Source organism: Paracoccus sp. M683, from assembly GCF_007096355.1.
Taxonomy (GTDB): domain Bacteria; phylum Pseudomonadota; class Alphaproteobacteria; order Rhodobacterales; family Rhodobacteraceae; genus Paracoccus.
This window is the reverse complement of the sequence record NZ_VKDF01000003.1, coordinates 81583-99435: the sequence shown is the minus strand read 5'-3', so window position 1 is coordinate 99435 and position 17853 is coordinate 81583. Positions and strand designations below refer to the sequence as shown.

Below are 17853 nucleotides of genomic sequence, written 5' to 3'. Positions count from 1 at the left end.
GCCGGGCCGGACCAGGCCGCAATCAGTTGGTCTTGGCCAGAATTTCATCCGCCAGGGCCTCAATCTCGATACGGGCCGGGGTGGCGCGGGTTTTTTCCGCCGCGCTAAGGCCCTGCCCCAGGGTCTCGGCATAGGCGACGCGGTTGGCCAGCTGCGTGTCGGCGATCTCGGCCCCAAGTTCGGCCACCTTTTCGGCGATCTCGGCCCCCAGGCGGGTGCCCGATTTGGTGCGGTTCAGCACGATCAGCACCGGCGCCTTTTCGCGGCGGGCAAGGTCCAGCACGCCCTCGGTCGCCCACAGATCGACATGGCTTGACGCCACCGGCACGAGCACCAGATCGGCCACGCGCAAGGCCGGGCGCAGGTCGCTGTCGATCTTGGGTGGCGTGTCGATGATCACGAAATCAAAGCGCTTCTTCAGCTTTTCGGATTCGTATGACGCGCCCCAGGCCGACGAGGTCGAAAATTCCAGCGCCTCGTCTTCCTCGAATACCTGCATCCGTTCGATGAACCAGCGGCCCATGCTGCCCTGAGGATCGGTATCAATCAGCGCCACAGAATGCCCCCGCGAACGCAGCGCCACGGCCAGATTTACGGCGATGGTCGTCTTGCCCGAGCCACCCTTTTGCTGGGCCACGGTGATGATCTGTCCGGCCATGCGAATCCCCCTGCAATCACTGGGCGATGATGGATCGCGCCCCGGCGCTTTGCAACCGCAGCATCACCGCCGAAAGACGTTCTGGACCTCATACATCACCGGCTCGAAGCTTTTGCACATGGCATGGATTTCGCGGTTGCGGCGGCGCATCTCGGCGCTGCGCAGCATGGCCTGATAATCCTTGCGGTCGCCCCATTGGGAATAGGTCGCGATGCGCGTATGGGCGTCATTCAGATGGATCGCCCCGGCGATGAAACCGGGCTGTTTGCTGATGACCTGATCCCATGCGGCCTGCAACATCTCCAGCACGTCCTCGGCGCTGCCGGGGGTGACCTCGAAGGTCGTGATGACCGTCTGGCCGTCGAAATCGGGGCGAATATCGGGCATGGCGTGGCCTTTCTGCTGGGCTTGGCTGTCCCAAGCCTAGGCCGATTCTCGGATCGCGAAAAGCACGATCGCGGGAAAGGCCGCCAACAGGCAGACCCGCGCAAGATCGGCCGCGACGAACCAGATCACCCGCCGATAGGTCGCTGTCACCGGGGTGTCGGGATCCAGCCCCGCCAGCACGAACAGGTTCATTCCCACCGGCGGGGTGATCAGGCCGATCTCGACCACGATCAGCACCAGCACGCCGAACCAGATCGCCATCTCCTCGGGGGCAAGCCCGAAATCCAGACTGGCCATCACCGGAAAGAAGATCGGGATCGTCAGCAGGATCATCGACAGGCTGTCCATCACCATGCCCAGCAGCAGATAGACCAGCAAGATCAACGCCAGAACGCCATAGGGCGGCAACCCGGCAGCGATGACCCAGGCCGACAGGGTCTGAGGCACCTGTGTCAGCGCCAGGAAGGAATTGAAAATCGCCGCACCCAGCACGATGAAAAACACCATCGCCGTCCCCGAGGCCGTGGCCATGATGGCCGCTTTCAACCCTGACCACCCCAATCGCCCCGAGGCCAGCGCGACCAGCCCGGTGCCGGCGGCGCCGATCGCCGCGCCCTCGGTGGGGGTGAACCAGCCGTCATAGATACCGAAAACCACCAGCAGAAAGATCGCCAGCACCGGCCAGACCGCCAGCAAGGCCCGCAGCCGCAGCCGCCAGCCGATGCGCGGGATGGTTCCCGCCTCGGCCGGATGACAGGCCAGATACAGCCGGATGACCAGCATATAGCCAAGCGTGGCCAGCACCCCCGGCACAAAGGCCGCCATGAACAGCTTGGCGACATTCTGTTCGGTCAGCACGGCATAGAGCACCAGCACCACCGAGGGCGGAATCAGGATGCCCAATGTGCCACCTGCGGCCAGCGTCGCCGTGGCCAGCCCGCCCGACCAGCCGGCGCGCCGCAGTTCAGGCAATGCCACCTGCCCCATGGTCGCGGCGGTGGCCAGCGAACTGCCGCAGATCGCGCCAAAGCCGGCACAGGCACCGACGGCCGCCATGCCCAGCCCGCCCCGGCGATGCCCCAGCAGGGACTCGGCGGCGCGGAACAGTGCCGTGCTCATCCCGCCAAGCGTCGCGAATTGCCCCATCAGCAGGAACATCGGGATGATCGACAGCGAATAGGTCGAAAAGGCCGAGAAGGGTTCGGTTTTCAGCTTGGCCAGGATCATGTTCGGGCTGCCCGTAGCCAGCCACAGCCCACCGCCCCCGCAAAGCAGCATCGCCAGGCCAATCGGCGCGCGCGCAAGAATCAGCAGCAACAGGACCGGAAAGGACCAGAAGCCCAGCTCAAGATTGGTCACATTGCGTCCTCCGCCGGGGCTGCACCGCCGGGCCGGGATGGCGTGATGGCAACCGACAGTGCCACGATCACGCCGATCACGGCAAAGATCATGGCGACCGCATAGGCCCACCAGACCGGCAACTCTAGCAGAAAGCTTGTCTCGCCCGATGCGATCTTGCCCAGCATTCCAAGCCACAGACGCCAGGCGATGATCAGCGTGGCGATCAGCATCACCCAATCCCACAGCACCGACAGTCCGTGATCCAGCCAGTGCGGCAGCCGGCCCTGCAACAGATCGACACGCGCATGGGCGCGGGTCAGATGACACCATGGCAGGAAGGCGAAAACGGCGATGGCGCTGCCCATCTCGATCAATTCGTAATCGCCGCGAACCGGGCGCAGGCGTCCGAGAACCCCCGGCAGGTCGAACAGCGCCGACAGCGTCAACCCGGCCCGCCCGATGACCGACAGACAGGTCATGGCGATCAGCGCCAGCAGCACCGCACCGCCGGCCAGCGCACTGACGCGGGCCATGTTTTCGATGCAGCCCCTCATCCGGTCGCGGCCCGTATTCGCGGCGAAATGCCGGCTGTGACGGCTTGTCCCGGCGCCGAGGCAGGCAAGGACGCAGGCGAAAAGACCAGCGGCAAAGCGCCGATCCACCAATGGGTTGGCATCAAGACCTCCGGTTCCGGTCGGGGTGGTTATGATGCGGAGGGGCGCCATTGTCCATGTGCCCGGAACAGTGCATTAGGGGGCCAAAACGAATTGGAGACGACGATGATCCCTGTATTTGACGGGCATAACGACTATCTGCAACGCGCCGTTGCTGCGGGGGATCAGGCTGACAGTCTGTGGCAGGATGGCGATGGCACCGGGCATATGGATCTGCCGCGCCTGAAACAGGGCGGTATGGTCGGCGGCTTTTTCGCGATCTGGGTTCCGGCCGAGGAAAACCCGAACGGCGCCGACATCGCGCGGATGATGGAAAATCCGCCCTATGCCGTGCCGCTGGCGGCCGAGATACCGCACGATCCTGCCCTGCCCCATGCGTTCCGACAGGCAGCTGCGCTGCGCCGGATGGAACGGACCGGCACGCTGGACGTGGTCACAAGCGCCGCCGATATTCGCAACAGCATCACGGACGGCCGGATCGCCGCGATCATGCATATCGAAGGCGCCGAGGCGATCCGCGACATGGACGCGCTGCATCTGTGGCATGCGGCGGGGCTGCGTTCGCTTGGGCCGGTCTGGTCGCGGCCGACGATCTTTGGCCACGGCGTTCCCTTCGCCTATCCCGGGGGCCCCGATCAGGGACCGGGGCTGAGCGCGGCCGGCCAGGATCTGATCCGCGAATGCAACAAGCTGCGGATCATGGTCGATCTGTCGCATCTGAACGAGGCCGGGTTCAACGACGTGGCGCGCCTGTCAGATGCGCCTCTGGTTGCCAGCCACAGCTGCGTTCATGCCCTATGCGCCACGCCGCGCAACCTGACCGACCGACAGCTGCACGCCATCGCCGACAGCGGCGGTCTGGTCGGTCTGAACTATGGCGTCAGCTTCCTGCGCGAGGATGGCCGGCGCATCCCCTTCACGGGTTTCGCACCGATCCTGCGCCATCTGGATCACCTGCTTGGCATCCTGGGCGAGGATGGCGTGGCGCTTGGGTCCGATTTCGACGGGGCGCTGATGCCGGCCGATCTGGCCGATGCGGCGGCACTGCCGGCCCTGATCCAGGCCATGTCCGATCACGGTTATGACGCAGCGCTGATCCGCAAGATCGCCAGCGAGAACTGGATCAACCTGTTGCAGCGGACCTGGGGCCAGTAACGGCGCGCCGACGACACCCGGCGCAAAGGGCTGCGGCCGGTTCCCCCGGCCACAGCGCACTGATTGAGAGCATCCGACCGGCCAAGCCGGCACCTGTTTCGCCGGGCCGTGCAATGCGGTGCGACGGGTTATTCAGTGCGCGCGGATTCGCCTTCTGGGTTGCCAACCGTGGCCGGATCGGCCTGAGCGACGGCTACCATCTGCGCCAGTTCGGGATCGGCCGTCAGATCAGCAAAGGCATATTTGGCCGTCAGGCTGGCCGGCGACAGCTCGACATTCTTGACGACCTGGGGGCCGGGGGCGGCCGGACCATAGGTGCGCCCATTGACCGCGAAATAGACCGCGCCCGAATTGCCGGTGCGCAGCAAGGGCGGTTCTTCCAGATTGGGCAGCGTGAACCGTTCCCCCTGATCCATGATCTTTTCCAGCAAAACCGTGCCATCGGATGCGGTCACCCGAACCCAGGCCGGACGCGCGGCGAGCAGCTGCAATTCCGGTGCATCGGGCGCAACCGTCCGCACCGCCAATTGCTCGACCGGCAGCTGCGGGCCAAAGCCCATGGCCTGCGCCGCCGCAGTCCCCGACTGGACCGGAACGGGTGTCACCACCTGACCATCAGCAGAAGCCACAACCGCCTCGGCAGGTGCCGGCGGCTGCATCAGGCCCGGATCAATGGCCGAGATCGGCCCGTCACGCGCCGTCAGCACCGGCGCTTCCAGAATCTGCGGGCGATAGGCGCGATCCAGCGATTCGGGCTGCGGCAGTCGAGCGGCCAGATCGACCCCCTCGGCCGGATCAAGCTCGGGCTGCGGCAGACCGCCACCCTGAACCGGGTCCAGATCGGCGACCACGGCAGGCGCATCATCGCCCGGCGTCAGATTCACGCGCTGCACCTCTTGCAGCACCGACCAGCCGCCATAGCCCAGACCCGCGATCAGCGCGATCAGCACCACCAGAGAGCCGATGGCCCGCGGTTCGACCGAGGACCAGAAACTTTCGGGCTGCGGGATGAACAGCGCGCGCGGATTGGCCAGCGCCTCGGCCGGGTCCGAAGGCCGGCGAACGGGTTTTGGACCTGCTGCGGCGGGGGCCATGCCATGCGTCGGCTGGAAGCCCGATTCGGTGCAAAAACGGCGAAAGGTCCAATCCGGGTCCATGCCCAGATAGCGCGCATAGGATCGGACATAGCCTGAAATGAAGCTGGGCGCGTCAAAGGCGGTGATGTCGCAATTCTCGATCGCCGCCACATAGGACGCACGAATCCGCAGCTCGCGCTGAACATCCAGCAGCGACTTGCCCTTGGTCGCCCTTTCGCCACGCATGATGTCACCAAGCCTGGTGTCATCGTCATAAATTCCGGTGGTGTCCGTCATCGGATACACCTCCTCTTCCGGGCCAGTCGCCCGAATACCGCTCATTCCGAACTGCCTCACAGCGCGATTATCAGCCACCTTCGCGAATCACGAAGATAACGCCCTTTAACTAAGGAAAGATTATCACGGATGTGAGAGCCTCACACCCCCCAAGGCATTTTACGCCACGATTTCGGCGCGATTCAACGCGCAGCGTGACCACAGTGCATCCATCGCACGAACCAGATGTTCGATCTGCCCGCTATCGTGGACCGGCGAGGGGGTGAAGCGCAGCCGTTCCGTGCCGCGCGGCACGGTGGGGAAGTTGATCGGCTGCACATAGATGCCGAAATCGGCCAGCAGCATGTCGGAAAGCGCCTTGCAATGCACGGGATGGCCGACATGGACGGGCACGATATGGCTGCCATGGTCGATGATCGGCATTCCGAGGCCTTTCAGCCGCATTTTCAGGATGCGCGCGTGCAATTGCTGCTTCTCGCGCAATTCCTGCCCGCCTGCCCCCTTCAGAAAGGCAATCGAGGCCGCCGCCCCCGCCGCGACCGCAGGCGGCAGCGAGGTGGTGAAGATGAAGCCCGGCGCATAGGACCGGATGGCATCCACCATCCGGGCGCTGGCCGCGATATAGCCGCCAAAGACGCCAAAAGCCTTGCCAAGCGTGCCGTTGAAGATGTCGATTCGACCGGCCAGCCCATCGCGTTCAGCCACACCGCCACCGCGCGGGCCATACATGCCGACCGCGTGAACCTCGTCCAGATAGGTCAGGGCGTTGAATTCGTCGGCCAGATCACAGATCGCCTTGATCGGACCGAAATCGCCATCCATCGAATAGATGGATTCAAAGGCGATCAGCTTGGGCGCCGCCGGATCGTCGGCCTCCAGCAATTCGCGCAGATGGGCCACGTCATTGTGGCGGAAGATGCGCTTGGCGCCACCATTGCGCTTGATCCCCTCGATCATCGAGGCATGGTTCAGCGCGTCGGAATAGATGATCAGCCCCGGAAACAGCTTCGGCAGGGTCGAAAGCGTGGCATCATTGGCAATATAGGCGCTGGTAAAGACCAACGCGGCATCCTTGCCATGCAGATCGGCCAGTTCAGCCTCAAGCCGCTTGTGATAGGCCGTCGTGCCCGAGATGTTGCGCGTGCCGCCAGAACCCGCGCCGGTCGCGTCCAGCGCCTCATGCATGGCACCAAGGACGACCGGATGCTGCCCCATGCCCAGATAGTCATTGCCGCACCAGACGGTGATGTCCTGTTTCTCGCCATCGGGGCGATTCCAGACGGCCCGAGGAAACCGGCCCTTGGCACGCTCGATATCAACGAAGGTGCGATAGCGCCCTTCCTCGTGAAGCTTGCCGATAGCCTGATCCAAAGCGGCGTCGTAATTCATCCCGGCGTGTCCCTTGCATAGCTGGCTGGGTGCGATCATGGTCCTGATCACGCGCGTCTTGTCTTGTTACCTTCCAATGATCGGAAATGACAGGGTCAAATTGTCGCAATGCGGCGAAAGGCGTATGCCGAAAACGATGAAAATCAGTAAGGAAAGCGAGGCTGATATGGCGCAGACGGAAAAGCTGGACCTGGTCCTGACCCAACTGGACAAGGGATTGGACACGGCGTTGCAGCGGTTGCTGGATTTCCTGCGCATCCCCTCGATCTCGACCGACCCGGCGCATAATGGCGATGTCTGCGCGGCCGCGGAATGGTTGCGTAACGAACTGGAAATACTGGGTTTTCAGGCATCCCTTCGCGACACGGACGGGCACCCCATGGTCGTGGCGCATTCGCAGCCAGGCGAGGGGCGAACGCTGCTGTTTTATGGCCATTACGACGTGCAGCCGGTCGATCCGCTGAGTTTGTGGGACCGGCCGCCCTTTGATGCCGCCATCCAGGATACAGCCGCGGGCCGGATCATCCGTGCGCGGGGCGCATCGGATGACAAGGGACAGCTTATGACTTTTGTCGAAGCCTGCCGCGCCTGGAAGGCGGTGCATGGCGCCCTGCCCTCGGGCCTGGTGCTGCTGTTCGAGGGCGAAGAGGAATCGGGTTCGCCCTCGCTTCTGCCGTTCCTTGACGCGAATGCGGACGAATTGCGGGCCTCGCTGGCGCTGATCTGCGATACCGGGCTTTACGCCGATGGCCGACCGGCGATCACCACCCAATTGCGCGGGCTGGTGGGCGAGGAAATCGTCGTACGCGCGGCGGATCGTGACCTGCATTCGGGCCATTTCGGCGGGCTGGCGGCCAACCCGATCATGGTGCTGGCCACGGCGCTGGCCGCGCTGAAGGATGAAAACGGTCGCATCACCCTGCCGGGTTTCTATGACGGGGTCGAAGAGTTGACGGACGAAATGCGCCGCAACTGGCAGGCGCTTGGCTTCGATGTCGGCGCATTTCTGGCCGAGGTGGGTTTGAAATACCCGATTGGCGAAAAGGGGCGCGACCCGCTGGAAATGATGTGGAACCAGCCGACGGCCGAGATAAACGGCATCAGCGGCGGCTATACCGGCGACGGGTTCAAGACCGTCCTGCCAGCCGAGGCTCGCGCCAAGGTCAGCTTCCGCCTGACCGGCCAGCAGGATCCGGCCAAGGTACGCGCCGCATTTCGCGCGCATATGCAGGCGCATCTTCCGGCGGATTGCCAGATCGAGTTCCATGAACACGGTGGCAGCCCGGCCAGCGTGATGGATACCTCTGATCCGGCATTCGCGGCGGCGAAGCAGGCGCTGACCGAGGAATGGGGGCGCGAGGCGGCCTATATCGGGGCCGGTGGCTCGATCCCCATTGCCGGGGATTTCAAGCGCATGCTTGGAATGGATTCGATGCTGATCGGCTTTGGCCGTGAGGATGACCGAATCCATTCCCCGAATGAGAAATATAATGTTGAAAGCTTCGCCAAGGGCGCACGGTCCTGGGCACGTATTCTGGCGGAATTGCGGGGCTGAGGGGCGTTGCCCCTCGGCGCGGGCCGCGCCTCACCCCAGGATATTTGAATGAAGAAGAAAGCCGGATCAGCCGCGCCCGCGATAACCGGGAACGCCCTGATCCGGTAGCCAAAGGTCCTGCGGCACCGGGCCGGTCTGCCAGAACACGTCGATCGGCATGCCCCCGCGCGGATACCAATAGCCACCAATGCGCAGCCATTGCGGCGCCAGAAGATCAACCAGCCGGCGACCGATGCCGACGGTGCAATCCTCGTGAAATGCGCCGTGATTGCGGAAACTGCCCAGAAACAGCTTCAGCGATTTCGATTCGACCAGCCAGTCGCCCGGTGCATAGTCGATCACCAGATGGGCGAAATCGGGCTGGCCGGTCAGTGGGCAGAGGCTGGTAAATTCGGGCTGGGTAAAGCGTACAAGATACAGCTGGCCGGGCTGAGGGTTCGGAACCCGCTCCAACACCGCCTGTTCGGGGTTGTTTGGCAGAGGCGTCGACTGACCCAGCTGGGTCAGGGAATCGGTGTAATGGCTCATCTCATTGTCCTGTTTTGACCGGGTGGGCTGCGACCGGGATGGCGCGGATCGCGCTGCGCCATTCTTCTTCATGAAAATATCCTCGGGGGGTCCGGGGGGCGACGCCCCCCGGCTTCGCGGCGTCACAATTGCGCCGCGACCTCTTCGGACAGGTCGAAATTGCCGGTGACGTTCTGCACGTCATCGTCATCTTCCAGATTGTCGATCAGCTTCATCAGCTTCTGGGCGGTTTCCAGATCGGTGATCTCGGTCGGGGCCTGCGGCTTCCAGATCAGCTTGGCCGTCTCGGATTCGCCCAGGGTGGCCTCCAGTGCGGTCGAGACCTCGTTCAGATCCGTATCGGCGCAATAGATCCAGTGGCCCTCGTCATCGGTGTCGACATCGCTGGCACCGGCTTCGATGGCGGCCATCATCACCGTGTCGGCATCGCCTACCGACAGCGGATACATGATCTCGCCCATGCGATCGAACATGAAACTGACCGAGCCGGTCTGGCCCATGTCGCCGCCCGATTTGGTGAAATAGCTGCGCACGTTGGACGCGGTGCGGTTGCGGTTGTCGGTCATCGCCTCGACGACCAGCGCGATGCCGTTGGGGCCATAGCCTTCATAGCGGATCTCTTCGTAATTCTCGCCCTCGCCGACCTGCGATTTCTTGATGGCGCGGTCGATCACGTCCTTTGGGACGGAGTTCGACTTGGCCTCTTTCACCGCCAGGCGCAGGCGTGGGTTCTTGTCGGGATCGGGGTCGCCCATCTTGGCCGCGACGGTGATTTCCTTCGACAGCTTGGAAAACAGTTTCGCGCGGATCCCATCCTGCCGCCCTTTGCGGTGTTGGATGTTCGCCCATTTGGAATGGCCTGCCATGTCACTTCGTCCTTGCGGTCATCGTCAATCGGATTTGCGGCGCTTTTAGTCCAGCCCGGCGGGGAATCGCAAGCCACCAGCGCAGTCCCGCATTGCGCAATCGCCTCACGGGGTTATCTTCGGAGGCAAGACCGGTACGAGGTAGGGCGGGATGAGTTTCGATCAGTTGGTGCTGTTTGCCATTTTCGGCGCCGTGATGGTGCTGATGTTCTCGGGTCGGTGGCGACATGATCTGGTGGCCTTCGCGGGGCTGATGGCGGCGGTTCTGGCCGGGGTCGTCCCCAGTGACCAGGCCTTCGTGGGCTTTGGCCATCCGGCCACCATGGTGGTTGCCCTGATCCTGGTGGTGACGGCAGGGCTGCGCCGGTCGGGTGCCGTTGCCGCACTGACCCGACTGCTGGTATCCGAGGGCCGGTCGGTGACGGGCCATATCGCGGTCATGGGCGGCATTGGCGGGATTCTGTCGGGCTTCATGAACAATATCGCGGCGCTGGCGATCCTGATGCCCATCGACATGCAGATGGCGCGCAAGGCTGGCCGCGCCGCCGGGCTGACGCTGATGCCACTGGCCTTTGCGACCATTCTGGGCGGCATGCTGACGCTGATCGGCACGCCGCCGAACCTGATCGTTTCGGGCTTTCGTCAGGATGTGCTGGGCGAGCCCTATCGGATGTTCGATTTCCTGCCCGTGGGCGGCGCCGTCGCGGCGGCAGGCATCGCCTTTGTCGCGCTGATCGGCTGGCGGCTGATCCCGATCCGCAACGATGGCGCGCATGCCGGGGCGGATCATGCCCCGACGCGCGCGTATCAGGCGCAGCTGATCGTGACTGACAGCAGCACGGTTCTGGAAAAGACTGTCGGTGACCTGTCCGAAGATGCCGCCAAGGCCGAGGTCCGCATTCGCAGCGTGTCGCGCCACGGTCATCCGGTCGAGGGGCCGCTCGACCAGATCGTGCTGGAGTCGGGCGACGTGCTGGCGATACGCGGCGGCATGGACGAACTGGACGATTTCCGTTCCGGTCACAAGCTGGCCTTTCCCGATGGCCGGCAGGAGCCCCGCGCAAGACGCAGCGACGAAGGGCAGGAGCTGGTCGAATGCCTGGTTCCCGTCCGGTCCAGGATCGCCGGGCGCACCGCGCAGGGGATCGGATTGGTCAACCGCCATGACGCCGTGCTGATCGGCCTCAGGCGGCGGGGGGCGATCATCAGCACCCACCTTCAGCGAGAGCGGATCCAGCCCGGTGACCTGCTGTTGTTGCTGATGCCCGAAAGTCGGGTGGATGAGGTTCTGGATGCGATCGGGGGGTTGCGTCTGGACGGGGCATCGCGCTCGGTCATGCGCGAGACGCAGATGGCGGTGACGCTTGGCCTGTTTGTCATCGCGATCATCGCGACCAGTTTCGGTCTGGTGACGATGCCGATCGCGCTTGGATGTGTGCTGGTCGCCTATGTGCTGTTCGGCGTGCTGTCGATCAGCGAGGTCTATGACCATATCGACTGGCCGGTGGTAGTGCTGCTGGGGTCGATGATCCCGCTTGGCCTGGCGCTGGATTCCACCGGCGGCACGGCGCTGATCGCCGGGCTGATCGCGACGATGACGCAGGGCTATCCGGCCTGGGTGGCGCTGGTGCTGCTGATGGTGGTGACGATGTTTCTGTCCGATGTGCTGAACAACAATGCCACCACGATCCTGGCCGCCCCCGTGGCCATCCGCCTGGCCGAACAGCTGGGCGTCAATCCCGACGCCTTCCTGATGGGTGTCGCCGTATCGGCGGCCTGCGCCTTTCTGACGCCGATCGGGCATCAGAACAACACCCTGATCATGGGTCCGGGGGATTATCACTTCAGCGATTATTGGCGGATGGGCCTGCCGCTTGAGGTGATCGTGATGATCGTGGCCGTGCCCATGCTGCTGATCGTCTGGCCGCTGACCTGAGCATCGCATTTACCGCGCTGCCCTCTGCTGTGCCGTTTCCCGGCGGCGCGAACAACAAAGCCGCGCGCCCGATCTGTGACGGGCGGCGCGGCCTTGTCCGATCATGCCGCCGGGGCGGCCGTCGATATGGATCAGATATAGAGGCTGTTCGAGAAGATGCGGCGCACTTCTTCGGCGCGGGTGGTGCCACGGGCTGCCAGCTCTTCGTCGCTCATCGCGTTCAGCTTGCGCACCTGCGCCATCCGGGGGCCGGCTTCGGCCAGGGCGATCAGCCCGTTGCCAATGGCACGGAAAGGCGCGATCAGCAGGCTGCCCAGATTGGCGGCGGAAGATTTCGGGGCGTGGCTGGTGATATCGGCCATTTCAGGACTCCTTGCAGTCGTCTACGTCGTCCCCCCTGACGGCAAAGATGGACGACCGCGTCGCCCCGGACAACCGCCGATGCCGCAAAGCCGGTTTGCATCAGACACATGGCAGAGAATGCTTGACGCTAGGTCATCGCCGCTACAGCGGCCAGACGATCGGGATCACTGTCGAGGCGACCACCGCCATCATGAAATTCAGCGGCAGGCCGACGCGAATAAAATCGACAAAGCGATAACCGCCCGGACCATAGACCAGCGTATTGGTCTGGTAACCGATGGGCGTGGCGAAACTGGCCGAGGCCCCCATCATCACCGCAATCACCAGGGGGCGCGGATCGACGCCCAGATGATTGCCAAGCGAAATCGCCACCGGCGTGACGATGACGGCCACGGCATTGTTGGTGACGGTTTCTGTCAAGGCCATGGCCAGCAGATAGACCGCCGCGACAATCGCCCAAGGCGGCAGGGTCGCCAGCCAGGGCGCCACCTGCGCCACCACCAGTTCCACCGCGCCCGAATTTTCCAGCCCCGCCCCCACGGCCAGCATGGCAAAGATCAGCGCCAGCAGGCGGCCGTCGACAAAGCTCAGCGCCTCGTCCGCGTCGATGCAGCGGGTGACCAGCACCACGCAAACCCCGATAAAGGCCAGCAGCAGGATCGGCGCCACCTCAAGCGCCGACAGCCCCACCACACCCATCAGCGTGGCCACGACAATCGGCGCATGGCTGCGGCGGAAGGCGCGCTCGGACGGGGCGCTGACCTCGACCATCTCCATATCGGTGGCCAGTCGCTGAATATCGGCTGGCGCGCCCTCCAGCAGCAGCGTATCGCCGACGCGGACGACCAGGTCATCCAGCTGCCGGCCGATATTCTGGTTCTTGCGATGCGCGGCCAGCACATAGACGCCATAGCGGCGGCGAAGTCGCATCGAGCCAAGCGACCGCCCGACCATGTGACAGCCCGGCGTGATCAGCACCTCGACAGTCGAGGTCTGCACCGAACTCAGCTTGTCGACCATCCGCAGATCCTTGTTGCCTTGCAGGCCAAGCACCTCGGACATGGGGGTTCGCAAAACCACGCGGTCGCCCGGTTCAAGCCGCACCGCTGACAGATCGCGCCGCAGCGAGGCATCGCCGCGCAGCACGTCGATGACGCGGGCGGTGTCGCGGGTAAAGATGTCGATCTCGTCCAGCGCCTTGCCGACAAGGGCCGAATCCTCGGGGATGGCGACCTCGGTGAAGAATTTCATCTTGGTGCGGCCCGACATCAGCTGCGACATGGAATCGCGGTCGGGCAGCAGGCTGGGGGCCACGAACAGCAGATACAGGATCCCGACAATGGCCATGGGGATACCCACGGGCGAAATCTCGAAAATGCTGAAGGGTTCCATCCCCGACTGCCGCGCAACGCCGTCAACCAGCAGGTTGGTCGAGGTCCCGATCATCGTGACCGTGCCGCCAAGGATCGACAGATAGCTAAGCGGAATCAGCAGCTTGGACGGGGATTTCCCCATCTCTTTGCCCAACTGCATGAAGATCGGCATCATCACCACGACCAGCGGCGTGTTGTTGACAAAGGCCGACATGGTGCAGACCACGACCGAAACCAACCCCAGGGTCATCATCGGATGATCGCCGGCATGGCGCGCGGCCTTCTGGCCGATCCAGTCCAGCGCGCCAGTGCGCACCAGACCGCCGACGATGATGAACATGAAGGCGATGGTCCAGGGCGCGGGGTTGGAAAGCACGCCTGCGACATGCCCCGGATCAAGGATACCCACCACCAGCAGCACGGTTGCGCCAAGAATGGCCGTGACCTCGGGCGGATAGGTCTCGCGCACGAACAGCGTCAGCATGCCGGCAATGATGAACAGCGTAGCGATCGCCGAGGCGGTTCCGGTCAGCTCTATTCCGAACATTCAACCCTCATTGCGGGCGTCCATTATCGTCGCCCATCGCCCCATCCGGGGCATTCTTTCCCGATTCCAGCGCCGCCTGCAAGGATGGTGGACGCGGCTGCACCAGAAACACGCCCAGCATCACCACCGCAAGCGCGATCCAGAACCCCGGTGGAAAGCGTTCCGACAGGATCAGCATCGACCACATCACGCCAAATCCGGTCACCAGATAGGACACCTGCACCGCAAAGACCGCCCCTGCCCGCCCGATCAGCCACAGATATCCGACATAGGCAAACACGCTGAGGATCGCGCCCCCCAAAACCGCTGCGCCCGCCGGGCCAAGCAGGTCGCCAGGCGGAATGAAACTGCCCCGGATCACCGCTGCCGGTCCGGTGATGACCATCGACACGATGGCCGCGCCCGCCACCATCTGCATCGGCGCCAGCCCGGCCGTGCCGTGACGGGCCAGCACGTTGCCCTCTAATGCGTAAAAGAACGGCGCGATCAGCGCCAACAGGAACAGCGGCGAAATTGCGCCGCCTGCCAGCCCGGTCCCCGGCGCGACGATCAGCACCACGCCGATCAGGCCCGCCAGCAGGCCCAGCACCCGTTGCACTGAAAAGCGATCCGTCCCCATCAGCACCGCAACGGGCAGCGCGATCAGCGGCGCAAAGCTGAGCCCGACGGCGACAAGGCCAGCCGGCAGATGCTGCGCGGCGATGACCGATGCGGTCGAGGGCAAGGTCGTCCCGACCAGCCCGACAAAGGCATAAACCCGCAGCGCCCCCGCATGCAGCGGCAGCCGCCCGACCATCGGCAGCAACAGCGCGGCGTCGATGATCGACACCCAGAAGGTGATTCCGAAATCACGAAACCCCGCCAGCGTGGCGAATTTCGTCAAACTGACCTGCAATCCCCAGACCAACCCGAGTGCGATCAGGATGGCCAGCAGTCTCACGTCGGGGTCTCGATGGCGGGCAGCAGCCTCGGCCCCTTGCGGATCGCCCGGACCGAGGTGGCAAGCCCGCTGCGATCATCGGTTTCCACGAACAGCCCGCACAGGGTCGCGGTGTCATTCGCCGGCGTAAACCGTTCGCGGGTCATCCCGGTCAGAAAGCGGCGCATCGGCTCGGCCTTGTCCATGCCGATGACGCTGTCATAATCGCCGCACATGCCGGCATCGCTTTGATAGGCGGTGCCTCGGTTCAGGATCTGGGCATCGGCGGTCGGCACATGGGTATGAGTGCCCACGACCACGCTGGCGCGGCCATCGCAGAAATGGCCCATCGCCATTTTTTCGCTGGTCGCCTCGGCGTGAAAGTCGATCAGCGCCGCCTGGACCAGCCCGCCCGGCGGATGCGCACGCAGCACCGCATCGACCGCCGAGAACGGATCGTCAAAGGGGCGCTTCATGAACACCTGGCCCAATGCCTGCGCCACCAGGATCTTGCGCCCGCGCCCATCCTGAAACACCCGCGCGCCCTTGCCGGGCGCCTCGCGCGCAAAGTTCAGCGGCCGGATGACACGCGGCTCTTTCTCGATAAAGGCCAGCATGTCCTTTTGATCGAAGGCGTGGTCACCCAGGGTCAGACAATCGGCGCCTGCATCCAGCAATTGCTGGGCATGCGCGCCCGTCAGCCCCATGCCGCCACTGGCATTCTCGGCATTGACCACGACGAAATCGGCACGCAGTTGCGCGCGCAGGCCGGCCAGCTCTTCGATGATGGCGCGGCGCCCGGCGCGGCCCATCACATCGCCCAGAAACAGGATTTTCATGCCCGTGGCCTAAGCCATGCGCCGATCGGCGGCAAGTCACCGCGATCAGCGGAATGTCGCTAAATTTTGAGTTGCCAACTTTCCATCAACACAATCACTGATAGAAGGATCCGAGATGAACTGTTCAATGTGGAACCATGCGGATATTCGCCATTTCCCTGCTGATCACCTTGTTCGGGGCGCCGGCCATGGCGGCGGCCAGCAATTGTGACGTCAAGGATCTGGGCGCGGTTGTCGCCACCCTTGGGCAGCAGACCAACCAGACCAGGGCCGCGCGCGGGCAGCAGGAACTGCGCATCGACCGGCGGCTGAACGCGGCGGCGCAACGCCATGCCTGCGACCTTGCCCGGCGGCAGGCGGTCAGCCATCGCAGCGGCAATGGCGCCCGTCCCATGGGGCGGATCAGGAATGCCGGCTTCCGCGCATGCTTCTCGGCCGAAAACGTCGCACAGGGCACGAAATCAGCGGATCTGACGGTGCGCGCCTGGCAATCATCGGCAAGTCATGCGCGCAACCAGCACGACCCTCGTGCCCGTGCCATGGGCTTTGGCGTCGCACGTGATGGCAATGGGCAGCTTTATTGGGTCGGGGTCTATGCCACCGACTGCCGAAATGTCGCGGGCGTGCAGGAACAGTCGAACGCCCGCATCCGCCCCTTCAGCTGGTAACCGCCCCTGTCGCTTTGACTGCGCCCGGCATTGGCCGGATCAGCGCTGGCAGGATCAGTGCTGGCAAGACCATTGCTGGCCGGGTCAGTGCTGGCCAAGCTTATCTGACATCGCAGGTCGGCGGGTTTTCAACCTCGACCGTTCCGCACCATACCGGACAAGTGACAGGATCAGCACATGATGTGCCGAACTGCGGGATCTCACGTCCGGGGCAGCGCAATGACATGGTTGTCCCAGCTGCGCCCCCGCAAACCAAGTGCGCGGATCCCCGCATCTTCGGCAACCAGAATACCACCGCCGCCATCGGTCAACAGAAAGCCGCCATCCAGCCCTGCCAGACCGCAGACATCGCCCCGCGTCACCGCGCCCAGAAAACGCCCCGATGCGTCAAACCGATGCAGACGCCCGCCACGCGGCGAGGTTATCGCGACCTGATCCCCAGCCCTGTCAAAGGCGATGCTGCCCGCATAGCCCTGCAAGACGCGCTGCTCCGGCTCGGGCGCGGTGGCAAGGATCGGCGCCTTGCCGCGCCGGTGCAGGCCCAGCAGCGGGACGGCCTCGATCGGATCGCCTTCCCATTGCATCGCGAAACCGATCAACCCGTCGCGTCCCACCGCCAGATGGCGGATCGAGTTGAAATGCAGCGCCTGCGCCAGCTCGACCGTTTCCAGCAGCGCCCCTTCCGGCGAAAGATAGGCCAGATTGGGGCGCATGTCGGGGATGTTCAGCTTGGTCCGGTCAGTGGGGTCAGTGGCGATACCGCCATTGCCGACCACCAGCAGGTCACCGGGAAGCCGCACCACCTCATGCGGACCAATGCCGCCGGTCTGACACTCGGCAATGCGGCGATAGCCGTCACGGGCGGCCCACAGGCCCAGAAGCCCGGCACTGTCGCTGGCGCGCTGTTCGGTCGTGACCAGGATCTCGCCGCCCCCGATAAAGACGCCGTGACCGTTGAACTGCCGGCCCTCGGGCGGGGTCAGCCGGTGCAAAACGCCGCCGCCCACGCAGTCGATCACAAGCGCATAGGCACCGGGCCGGCGGGCAAAGACCACCGCTTCTGGCCGTGTCGGATGGCCAGCCCCGGCATGACCGCGCGCCGGCAAAGCCACGCGGAAGCTATCCGCCCCCGACTCGGTCATGCCATAAAGGGCGAAACTGTCATCGGCCTCGCGCGCGCAGGCCAGAAAGGCCGGGTTGCCGGCATCGGCCCAGGACAGGCGCGGCACGGTCGAAGCCGCCAGCAGTGCCGCCATGAACCGGCGTCGATCGCTGCGCATTA

General features: G+C 64.2%; 17 protein-coding genes. 4 read left to right on the top strand and 13 right to left on the bottom strand.

The annotated features are described in order from the left end of the window. Nucleotides 1–22 precede the first annotated feature (22 nt). The 4 genes from parA to FNJ84_RS05335 all read right to left on the bottom strand — a co-directional run bounded on the left by parA (nt 23) and on the right by FNJ84_RS05335 (nt 3111). Entirely contained in the window at nt 23–658 is a 636-nt protein-coding gene (gene parA, locus FNJ84_RS05350; protein ID WP_143791987.1) for a ParA family partition ATPase, read from the bottom strand. Nucleotides 659–721: 63 nt separating this feature from the next. Beyond that, entirely contained in the window at nt 722–1045 is a 324-nt protein-coding gene (locus FNJ84_RS05345; RefSeq protein WP_143791986.1) for an antibiotic biosynthesis monooxygenase, read from the bottom strand. A 36-nt stretch (nt 1046–1081) separates the two neighbouring features. Next, nucleotides 1082–2404 carry a TRAP transporter large permease gene (locus FNJ84_RS05340; protein WP_143791985.1) on the bottom strand — a complete coding sequence of 441 codons (1323 nt, stop codon included), beginning with the start codon at nt 2402–2404 and terminating at the stop codon, nt 1082–1084. Further along, nucleotides 2401–3111, bottom strand: coding sequence for a TRAP transporter small permease (locus FNJ84_RS05335; RefSeq protein ID WP_143791984.1), 711 nt, complete (start codon nt 3109–3111; stop codon nt 2401–2403). The genes FNJ84_RS05340 and FNJ84_RS05335 overlap by 4 nt, the downstream gene beginning before the upstream one ends. 54 nt (nt 3112–3165) lie before the next feature. On the opposite strand from FNJ84_RS05335, the gene FNJ84_RS05330 reads away from it, so the two are divergent. After that, on the top strand, nt 3166–4215 hold the full coding sequence (locus FNJ84_RS05330; protein ID WP_143791983.1) for a dipeptidase: 1050 nt from the start codon (nt 3166–3168) through the stop codon (nt 4213–4215). A gap of 128 nt (nt 4216–4343) precedes the next feature. On the opposite strand, the gene FNJ84_RS05325 is transcribed toward FNJ84_RS05330, so the two are convergent. Both FNJ84_RS05325 and hemA read right to left on the bottom strand, forming a co-directional pair. Further along, entirely contained in the window at nt 4344–5588 is a 1245-nt protein-coding gene (locus tag FNJ84_RS05325; protein ID WP_255471057.1) for a RodZ domain-containing protein, read from the bottom strand. Nucleotides 5589–5747: 159 nt separating this feature from the next. Further along, the gene (gene hemA / locus FNJ84_RS05320; RefSeq protein WP_143791982.1) at nt 5748–6977 is read right to left on the bottom strand and encodes a 5-aminolevulinate synthase; all 1230 of its coding nucleotides are present in this window, start codon (nt 6975–6977) and stop codon (nt 5748–5750) included. A gap of 166 nt (nt 6978–7143) precedes the next feature. On the opposite strand from hemA, the gene FNJ84_RS05315 reads away from it, so the two are divergent. Then, nucleotides 7144–8532 carry a dipeptidase gene (locus FNJ84_RS05315; RefSeq protein ID WP_143792224.1) on the top strand — a complete coding sequence of 463 codons (1389 nt, stop codon included), beginning with the start codon at nt 7144–7146 and terminating at the stop codon, nt 8530–8532. Between the two features lie 66 nt (nt 8533–8598). Here FNJ84_RS05315 and queF read toward each other — a convergent pair whose 3' ends face one another. Together queF and FNJ84_RS05305 are read right to left on the bottom strand one after the other, a co-directional pair. Then, nucleotides 8599–9060: a preQ(1) synthase gene (queF, locus tag FNJ84_RS05310; RefSeq protein WP_143791981.1), complete on the bottom strand. Its 462-nt coding sequence runs from the start codon at nt 9058–9060 to the stop codon at nt 8599–8601. A gap of 122 nt (nt 9061–9182) precedes the next feature. Next, the gene (locus FNJ84_RS05305) at nt 9183–9926 is read right to left on the bottom strand and encodes a YebC/PmpR family DNA-binding transcriptional regulator (protein ID WP_143791980.1); all 744 of its coding nucleotides are present in this window, start codon (nt 9924–9926) and stop codon (nt 9183–9185) included. Between the two features lie 151 nt (nt 9927–10077). Between FNJ84_RS05305 and FNJ84_RS05300 the strand changes: the two genes are divergently transcribed. Next, on the top strand, nt 10078–11862 hold the full coding sequence (locus FNJ84_RS05300; protein WP_143791979.1) for an SLC13 family permease: 1785 nt from the start codon (nt 10078–10080) through the stop codon (nt 11860–11862). Between the two features lie 131 nt (nt 11863–11993). Here the strand turns inward: FNJ84_RS05300 and FNJ84_RS05295 are convergent, their stop codons facing one another. The 4 genes from FNJ84_RS05295 to FNJ84_RS05280 form a co-directional block, all read right to left on the bottom strand. Further along, on the bottom strand, nt 11994–12224 hold the full coding sequence (locus FNJ84_RS05295) for a DUF1127 domain-containing protein (protein WP_143791978.1): 231 nt from the start codon (nt 12222–12224) through the stop codon (nt 11994–11996). Nucleotides 12225–12366: 142 nt separating this feature from the next. Beyond that, on the bottom strand, nt 12367–14145 hold the full coding sequence (locus FNJ84_RS05290) for an SLC13 family permease (protein WP_143791977.1): 1779 nt from the start codon (nt 14143–14145) through the stop codon (nt 12367–12369). A 7-nt stretch (nt 14146–14152) separates the two neighbouring features. Next, nucleotides 14153–15085 (bottom strand): DMT family transporter, encoded by a 933-nt coding sequence (locus tag FNJ84_RS05285; protein WP_143791976.1) that lies wholly within the window; start codon nt 15083–15085, stop codon nt 14153–14155. Then, entirely contained in the window at nt 15082–15903 is an 822-nt protein-coding gene (locus FNJ84_RS05280; protein ID WP_143791975.1) for a TIGR00282 family metallophosphoesterase, read from the bottom strand. Before FNJ84_RS05280 ends, FNJ84_RS05285 begins: the two co-directional genes overlap by 4 nt. A gap of 137 nt (nt 15904–16040) precedes the next feature. Between FNJ84_RS05280 and FNJ84_RS05275 the strand changes: the two genes are divergently transcribed. Beyond that, nucleotides 16041–16571 (top strand): CAP domain-containing protein, encoded by a 531-nt coding sequence (locus FNJ84_RS05275; RefSeq protein WP_143791974.1) that lies wholly within the window; start codon nt 16041–16043, stop codon nt 16569–16571. A 200-nt stretch (nt 16572–16771) separates the two neighbouring features. Here the strand turns inward: FNJ84_RS05275 and FNJ84_RS05270 are convergent, their stop codons facing one another. Beyond that, the gene (locus tag FNJ84_RS05270) at nt 16772–17851 is read right to left on the bottom strand and encodes a DUF1513 domain-containing protein (RefSeq protein WP_143791973.1); all 1080 of its coding nucleotides are present in this window, start codon (nt 17849–17851) and stop codon (nt 16772–16774) included. Between the last annotated feature and the right edge of the window lie 2 nt (nt 17852–17853).